The organism is Ralstonia sp. UNC404CL21Col, from assembly GCF_000620465.1.
Taxonomy (GTDB): domain Bacteria; phylum Pseudomonadota; class Gammaproteobacteria; order Burkholderiales; family Burkholderiaceae; genus Ralstonia; species Ralstonia flatus.
In genome coordinates this window covers 60,970-68,553 of sequence record NZ_JIBE01000010.1, presented here as the reverse complement: position 1 = coordinate 68,553, position 7,584 = coordinate 60,970, and the positions used below count along the sequence as shown (strand labels likewise).

9 protein-coding genes and 1 pseudogene are annotated in these 7,584 nt (G+C 66.4%); 6 read left to right on the top strand and 4 right to left on the bottom strand.

The annotated features are described in order from the left end of the window. Window positions 1-214: 214 nt before the first annotated feature. Window positions 215-562 (top strand): annotated as a pseudogene (gene arsC / locus N511_RS25025) (arsenate reductase (glutaredoxin)); the annotation flags it as partial. A 128-nt stretch (window positions 563-690) separates the two neighbouring features. Here arsC and N511_RS25640 read toward each other — a convergent pair. The 3 genes from N511_RS25640 to N511_RS0117800 all read right to left on the bottom strand — a co-directional run bounded on the left by N511_RS25640 (window position 691) and on the right by N511_RS0117800 (window position 2,621). Next, window positions 691-966, bottom strand: coding sequence for a hypothetical protein (locus tag N511_RS25640; RefSeq protein ID WP_027680518.1), 276 nt, complete (start codon window positions 964-966; stop codon window positions 691-693). 273 nt (window positions 967-1,239) lie between these two features. After that, complete coding sequence (locus tag N511_RS0117805; protein ID WP_027680517.1) at window positions 1,240-1,968, bottom strand: exonuclease; 729 nt, start codon at window positions 1,966-1,968, stop codon at window positions 1,240-1,242. After that, window positions 1,965-2,621 carry an MBL fold metallo-hydrolase gene (locus tag N511_RS0117800; RefSeq protein WP_027680516.1) on the bottom strand — a complete coding sequence of 219 codons (657 nt, stop codon included), beginning with the start codon at window positions 2,619-2,621 and terminating at the stop codon, window positions 1,965-1,967. The genes N511_RS0117805 and N511_RS0117800 overlap by 4 nt, the downstream gene beginning before the upstream one ends. 201 nt (window positions 2,622-2,822) lie before the next feature. Between N511_RS0117800 and N511_RS0117795 the strand changes: the two genes are divergently transcribed. Next, window positions 2,823-3,554 carry a septal ring lytic transglycosylase RlpA family protein gene (locus N511_RS0117795; RefSeq protein WP_027680515.1) on the top strand — a complete coding sequence of 244 codons (732 nt, stop codon included), beginning with the start codon at window positions 2,823-2,825 and terminating at the stop codon, window positions 3,552-3,554. A 29-nt stretch (window positions 3,555-3,583) separates the two neighbouring features. On the opposite strand, the gene rsmI is transcribed toward N511_RS0117795, so the two are convergent. Then, window positions 3,584-4,486, bottom strand: a complete 903-nt coding sequence (rsmI, locus tag N511_RS0117790; protein WP_027680514.1) for a 16S rRNA (cytidine(1402)-2'-O)-methyltransferase — start codon at window positions 4,484-4,486, stop codon at window positions 3,584-3,586. 35 nt (window positions 4,487-4,521) lie between these two features. Here rsmI and N511_RS0117785 point away from each other — a divergent pair, with 35 nt between their 5' ends. The 4 genes from N511_RS0117785 to N511_RS0117770 all read left to right on the top strand — a co-directional run bounded on the left by N511_RS0117785 (window position 4,522) and on the right by N511_RS0117770 (window position 7,561). Then, entirely contained in the window at window positions 4,522-4,899 is a 378-nt protein-coding gene (locus tag N511_RS0117785) for a YraN family protein (protein ID WP_027680513.1), read from the top strand. 50 nt (window positions 4,900-4,949) lie between these two features. Further along, window positions 4,950-5,768 (top strand): BON domain-containing protein, encoded by an 819-nt coding sequence (locus tag N511_RS0117780; protein ID WP_027680512.1) that lies wholly within the window; start codon window positions 4,950-4,952, stop codon window positions 5,766-5,768. Window positions 5,769-5,915: 147 nt separating this feature from the next. Next, window positions 5,916-6,272, top strand: a complete 357-nt coding sequence (locus tag N511_RS0117775) for a c-type cytochrome (protein ID WP_027680511.1) — start codon at window positions 5,916-5,918, stop codon at window positions 6,270-6,272. Continuing rightward, on the top strand, window positions 6,269-7,561 hold the full coding sequence (locus N511_RS0117770; protein WP_027680510.1) for an NAD(P)/FAD-dependent oxidoreductase: 1,293 nt from the start codon (window positions 6,269-6,271) through the stop codon (window positions 7,559-7,561). Before N511_RS0117775 ends, N511_RS0117770 begins: the two co-directional genes overlap by 4 nt. Window positions 7,562-7,584: the final 23 nt, after the last annotated feature.

Sequence of the window (7,584 nt, the reverse complement as noted above, 5' to 3'; positions counted from 1 at the left end):
TCTTTCGCCATCTCGGGCGCGCATTTCTTTGCTTACTTTCTTTGGGCAAGACCAAAGAAAGTGAGTCAGCCCCGGCAGGGGATGAAACAAGGGATGCACCACAAAAAACAAAAAAGCACGAATCCCCCCACAACCAACAACGAAACCCCCACCCAACCCCCACCCCTTAAGATTGCAACACACCCCATCAAGCCAACACAAAAGCCCAAAAACCATGCAGATCTACCACAACCCCCGCTGCTCCAAATCCCGCACGGCCCTCGAACAAGCCCAATCCTTCGTCGCAAAAAACGGCGAACAACTCGAGGTCATCGAATACCTGACCACGCCACCCACGCTGGCCGACCTCAAACAGCTCGCAGCGCAACTCGACACTCCGCTGCGCAGCCTGGTCCGCGAAAACGAAGACGAATACGCGCAGCTCAATCTGGCCGATGCGTCGGACGACGCGCTGCTCAAGGCCATCGCGGCCCACCCGAAGCTGCTGCAGCGCCCGGTGCTCGTGCGCAACGGCCGCGCCATCATCGGCCGCACGCCTGAAGCGCTCGACGCGTTCTTGAAGTTATTCACCGCGCCCCACAAAGTTGAACGGCCTGCCGATTTCCATCGGACAGGCCGTTCAGGGGTGGCCTTATCTCGCCTTGCGCGAGGGCCGGGGCTGCGTCCGTCAAGACGCGCAAGGGCACCGGTTTATTCCAGGCCCATCCATCGGGCCATTTCTGACCCGAAACCAACCGCCAGCAGGGCGGCAAGCACCACTGCCAGCGCCGCCGCGGTCGAGACCATGGCGACTTTCATGACTTCTGCGTCGTGGTGCGCGCTGCTGTGCGTGTGCTGCAAGTGCTGCAGATGTTGCGCACGCATGCTCAGCGGAACCGCTTTCGCAGAGGATTTGCGATGCCAATGCAAGCGCTCCGTCATCGCTCGCAAGTGTTGCGTGTCAAACGCGTCACGGGAAAATCGCACCGCGGTACCTCCCGTTGTTGGCTGATAGCCGACGCCGGCACGCACCGGCGTCGGGGGCACGTGCGGCCCGAAAACGATACGGCAAGCAAATGGCGTATGCGAGTGGCTTTGCTTGTCGGCGCCGGGTGGCGCAGTCGTCTGGTCGCTCGCACAAGCCCAGCGTAGACGCGGGTTTGCGAGCCCGCAAGTTGCGTTGCGGCATGGTGCGCGCATCACGCGGGCAAAAGGCAAACCGCGTGCGGGTCTTCGTGAAATGCGTGACGCCTCCGGCGCTCAATCCTGCGCAGATTGCTGGGTCACTTGTGCGGCGGCGCGTTCGCCTTCGCGTTTGCGCAACTCGGCGAGCATGTTGCAGAAGAGGGCGCCTTGTTCTTTCGCGTCATCCAGCGCGATATGCGTGTGCGGCAGCGGGTCGTGCCAGTGCTCGGGAAAGGCCGCTTTGACGTTGCGCCGATACGGCATGCCTGTGAGCGCAAAGGCCAGCGTTTTGATGTCGAGCGCCGCCCAGCCAAACGGCGAGCGCCCGGCAAAGCGCATCATGTACCAGAACATGAACGTGAAATCGAAGCCCGCCGGAAACGCCACGAACACCGGCTTGCCGGGCAGACTCTCGACCCACTCCACGTAACGCGGCAGGGCTACCTCGGGCGCCTCAAGATTGGCGCGGCATGCGGCCCACGCCTCGGGCTGCGTCTTCCACCATTGCATCTGGACCGGATGGCCCTCCGCGCCCGGCAGCGTTTCCAGGTTGGCTTCAAACGTGCCGACGAGCGTCTTGTCGGCCAGGTACGCCGCGCTGGCAAAGCTCAGCATCGAGTGCGGCCCGGGGATGGGGCCGTCGGCCTCGATGTCGGTGCTGACGTAGATTTCGGGCCGCGTGTCGGGCGGCTGGTTGCCGCGCTTGCGGCGCGGTTTGTCAGCGGGTGCGACAGGTGCGGCCGGCGCGGTGTCGGCGAAGGTGTCGTCGCTGTCGTTGGCGCTGTCGTTGGTGTTTTCGCTCATGCCGAGCCTTCGTTGGCAAACAGGCGATCAGCGACGTACGGGTTGCTCGCACGCTCATCGCCAAAGGTCGAGATCGGTCCATGGCCCGGCACAAACGTGACGTCGTCGCCCAGCGGCCACAGCTTCGTGCGGATGGCGTTGATCAGGTCGGCATGGTTGCCGCGCGGGAAATCCGTGCGGCCGATCGACCCTGCAAACAGCACATCGCCGACGATGGCGACGCGGTCTTCGGCGCTGAAGAACACCACGTGGCCGGGCGTGTGGCCCGGGCAGTGGAATACCTGCAGCGTGCGGCCGGCGGCTTCCACGGTGTCGCCGTCTTCCAGCCAACGATCCGGCACGAACGCCTTGGCCGGCGGAAATCCAAAGCGCTGGCTCTGCATCGGCAACTGGTCGATCCAGAACGCCTCGTCCTTCTGTGGCCCTTCGATGGGCACGCCAAGCTGCGTGCGCAGGGCATCGGCGGCGGCGCAATGGTCGACGTGGCCGTGCGTGAGCAGAATCTTTTCGATGCGGGCACCGTGCTGCTCGGCGGCGGCCAGGATGCGGTCGATATCGCCGCCCGGGTCGGTCACGGCGGCCCTGCCATCGTCGCCAATCAGCAGCGTGCAGTTCTGTTCAAACGGCGTAACGGGGACGACAACGACTTTCATGTGATCTTTGGTGCGCATTTGCACGTGGCAGGGATAACCCGATTGTATCGGGCCGAGCCCGCGCCAGCACTGGGCTCGCGGGGTGTGCTGTTACATCGGAAAGAAAATATTACAAAATTGGTGTGAGATGACAGCATGATGTGATCGTTTTAATAGGAAATGTAAATAAACGATCGGAGCATGCATGTTAGACTCGCGGCCATGCTCAAGTTGACCCATCCGATTTCCTGCCTTCCGGCCGGCCGCACGCTGCGTGCCTGGCTGACGCACGGCACCGCGCTGCTGGTGCTGGCGGGCTGTGCCGCCGTTCCCGGCGAACCGCCCGCGGGTGGGCAATCCGGCCTCCAGGCCAGCAAGCCCACCGCACCCGCGTTGAAGGTGGCCGACCCGCGCGACAACCCCGATGCCTGGGGCACGCTGTCGTTCCGCGGGGTGCCCGATTCGAGCAGCCTCAAGCTCGACGAGAGCACCGATACGAGCCCCGGCCTGCGCGCCGACCTCGGCACGTTCGAGCAGCGCGGCCTCGCCTCGTGGTACGGCCGCGGCTTCCACGGCCGCCGCACCGCCAGCGGCGAGCGCTTCGATATGAATGCCTTCACGGTGGCGCATCCGTCGCTGCCGCTGCAAAGCTGGGTGCTGGTGCGCAACCTGTCCAACGACCGCGTGGTCGTGGCCAAGGTGACGGATCGCGGCCCGTACTACGGCAAGCGCATCCTCGACATGTCGTATGCGGCAGCCAAGCGGCTCGACTTCGTCAAGCGCGGTTCGACGCAAGTGGAAATCCGCCGACTGTCGCGCGCGGAAGTTGAAGCGCTGCGCCCTGAGCTGACGCAGACCGATGTCGCCAGCAACGATGGCGATGCCGATGTGGGTGCCGATGAACCCGCACCGGTCAAGAAGAAGGCGACCAAGCGTCGCGCCAAGCGCCGTTGATCTGCTGATCCGGCCGCCTTCCTGCTGCCTCAGTCCTTCCCTTCGTTTTTCGACGCCAGCGCGCTTTGATACAGCGCGTCCACCGAAGCGCCCGTAATCGCGCCGGCCAGCTTGGCCGCACGCTTGGCGGGCAGTTCAGCCAACAGCAGACGCAAGACCTGGTCCGCCGCCATCGCGTTCGGTGCCGCGTCTTGTGCGCCAGCGCCTTCCACCACCAGAACGAATTCGCCCTTGCCATGCGAGGCATCGGCCGCAAGCCACGCCGGTGCGTCCGCAGCGGGCAGCACGACGATCTCCTCGAACAGCTTGGTCAACTCGCGGCCGATGAGGATGCGTCGCGCCGGCAGGTGTTCCGCCAATGCAGCGAGCGTGGCCTCGATGCGATGCGGTGCCTCGTACAGAACCCACGCCGGCCCGTGCGCGACCCATTGGCGGATGGCCGCGTCGCGTTGCCCGGCCTTGGGCGGCAGGAAGCCGACAAAGGTGAACTGCCCACCAGACGTGTCGAGCAATTCCCCGGCGGCAGAAAGCGCCGTCACCACCGCGCTCGCGCCCGGCAGCGGGATCACGCGCTGGCCCGCCGCACGCACCGCCTCCACAATCCGCGAGCCCGGGTCCGACACGCCCGGCGTGCCCGCATCGGACACATACGCGATGCGCTCGCCCTGCGCGAGCCGCGCGACGATGCGCGCAGCTGCCTCGCGCTCGTTGTGCTCGTGCGCCGCGAGCATCGGCCGCGACAGCCCCAGCCGATTGAGCAGTTGCCCGGTATTGCGCGTGTCTTCACAGGCCACCGCGTCGACGATGCCCAGCACGTAGCGCGCCCGCAGCGACACGTCGGCCGCGTTCCCGATGGGGGTAGCCACCACATATAATGCGCCGGCGGGATAGTGCTGGTCGTGCGCCAGCAGGGTCCAGTCAGGATCACTCACGAGAACTTCTCTCAGTCACTTGGTTCAAACCGCGAATGCATGCGCCGCAGCCCATCACAGCCGCCACCGGTGAAGCCGGTGAAGACCGCGCGCTGCGCTACTTGCAGGCGCGCGGCTTGGCCGTGGTCAGCCGCAATTATCGCTGCAAGGGCGGTGAAATCGATCTGGTGATGCGCGATGCGGTCGGCGCGCTGGTGTTTGTTGAGGTGCGTGCCCGCGTGGCGCGTTCCACGCAGCGCTTCGGTGGCGCGGCCGCGAGTGTCACGCCCGCCAAGCAGCGTCGCCTGATTGCCGCGGCCGAAGATTTTCTCGCGCGGCAGGTTGAAGATGTGCCGGCCTGCCGCTTTGACGTCATTGCCATCGACGGTGCGCGTATCGAATGGATGCGCGATGCCTTCGGCGTTGATGCGTAAATCCGCATCAGCCTCGCTCTTCTTTCTTCTGCACTTCATTCAAGGACAGCATGAAACTCTCGTCGCCTACGTTTGCCCGTTTCCGTCGCACGGTCACGCGCACCGCCGTGCTGGCCGCCCTGGCCGGCATCACCGCAACGCAGTTGACCGCCTGCTTCCCGCTGTTTGCGGGCGCCGTCGCCGGCGGCGTGGCACTTGCCACCGACCGTCGCCCGACCGCCACCCAGACCATCGACCGCGGCCTGCAGATGGAAGCCGAGAACACGCTGATCTCGCGCTACGACGGCCGTGCCCACGTCAACGTGACGGTCTACAACCGCAAGGTCCTGCTGACCGGCGAAGCCGGCACCGAGCAGACCAAGCAGGAGATCGGCCAGTACGCGCAGAAGCTGCAGAACGCGCGCGAGGTGGTCAACGAGATTGTCGTGACGCCGGAGTCGAGCACCTTCGGCTCGCGCACCAATGACACGTACATCACCACCAAGGTGAAGAGCGTGCTGGCCGGCACGGAAGGCGTGCCCTGGAACTCCATCAAGGTGACGACCGAAGCGCAGACCGTCTTCCTGCTCGGCGTGGTGACCGAGGCCGAGGGCAACAAGGCCACCGAAGCCGTGCGCACCGTGGGCGGCGTCAACAAGGTCGTGAAGGTGTTCGACTACGTGACCGAAGACGAGCGCAAGCGCCTGGACGCGAATGCCTCGTCGACCAACCCGTCGACCGCGCCCGACGCGTCGCAAGGCACGCCAACGCGTGCGCAGGGTACGCCGACGGCCACGCAGGCACCGGCACCCGTCACTTCGGCCTCGCCGGGCGTGACCGTGTCGCCCACCACCTCGCCCGCGCTGCCGCCGGGCAAGCAGCTGCCGTAAGCGGCCTCGGCCAAATCCCACCCGCAATATCGCACCGCAAGAAACGCAGCCACCGCGCTGCGTTTTTTGTTGGCTGCGCGCATCACCGGGCCCACGGCGCGCCGTGCGTGTTAGCGTATGACGCTTCCGCGACTTCGCTGCCCCCCGATGCCCGTCGTCCACCGCCTTGCCGCCGCAGCGTCGCTTGCGGCGCTGCTGACGGCCCCCGCGCCCACTGTGGCCCATGCGGCCGATCTTCCCGCCACCAATCTGCAGGCCCGCACCTGGGCTGCCACGTGCGCCAGCTGCCATCACGCCGATACCGCGTCCGGCGCCAAGCTGGTCGCGCAGACGCTGCCGCCGCTGGCCGGTCGCTCGCAGGCCGAGTTGATCGACGCAATGCAGGCCTTCCGCAGCGGCGCGCGCCCCTCCACGGTGATGGGCCAGATCGCCCGCGGTTATGACGATGCGCAGAGCGCCGCCATTGCCGGCTGGCTGTCACGCCAACCCCAGGAGGCGCCATGAGCGAATGGCTGCGCAAGGATCGGCGCGCTCTCTTGCGCGCGCTCGGGGCAACCGCGCTGGCCGGGCCGCTGGCCGCGTGTGCATCGCTGTCGGGCGTACGCAATGCACGCGTGGTGGTCGTGGGCGGCGGCTATGGCGGCGCAACGGCGGCCAAGTACGTGCGCGTGTTTTCCGGTGGCCGTGTCGATGTCACGCTGGTCGAGCCGAACGCCGCGTTCGTCTCGTGCCCGCTGTCGAACCTCGTCCTGTCGGGCGACCGTGACCTGGCGTCGATTACCGTGCCGTATGACGCACTGGTCGAGCGCCACGGCGTGCGCTGGGTGCGCGACCGTGCCTCGGCCATCGATGCCGACGCCAAACAGGTGCGCTTGGCCGGCGGCGGCACGCTCGATTACGACCGACTGATCCTCTCGCCCGGCATCGACTTCGTCCCGGGAGCCATCCCGGGTCTCGCCAATGCAGCCACCGCCGCGCAAGCGCCGCACGCCTGGAAAGCCGGCACGCAGACGCTGGCGCTGCGCCATCGGCTCGAAGCCATGCCCAACGGCGGCACGGTGGCGATCAGCATTCCGCTCGCGCCATACCGCTGCCCGCCCGCGCCGTACGAGCGTGCGTGCCTGATCGCCAACTGGCTGCAGCGCGGCAAGCCGGATGCGCGCGTGCTCATCCTCGATGCCAACGACGACGTCACCTCCAAGGGCGCGCTATTCAAGCGCGTCTGGGCCGAGCGCTATCCGCAGCACATCGAATATCGCCCGCAATACAACGCCGTCGACATCGATGCCAAGGGCCGCGTGCTCAAGTTCGATGTGCAGGACGACGTGCAGGCCGATGTCGTCAACCTGATCCCGCCGCAGCGCGCCGGAGCGATTGCCGTGCAGGCCGGCCTGGCGACGGCCAATGGGCGCTGGTGCGAAGTGGATTTCCTGTCGTTTGAATCGAAGGTGGCGCCGGGCGTGCATGTGATTGGCGATGCCATCCAGACCGCGCCGCTGATGCCCAAGTCCGGCCACATGGCCAACCAGCACGGCAAGGTGGCCGCCGCCGCCGTGGTGGCGATGCTCGCCGGCCATGCGCCCGACGCATCGCCGCTGTACACCAACACCTGCTACAGCTTTGCCACGCCCGACGAGGCGATGCACGTGGCAACTGTCCACCGCTACGACGCGGCCGAGCACACCATGGTGACGGTGCCCGGCGCCGGTGGGCTTTCCGATGCACCTTCGGCCGCCGAGGGCAAGCTGGCGCAAGGCTGGAGCCGCGCCATCTGGTCGGACATGCTGGGCTAAGCAAGGCAAGGCCGAGGCGCCCG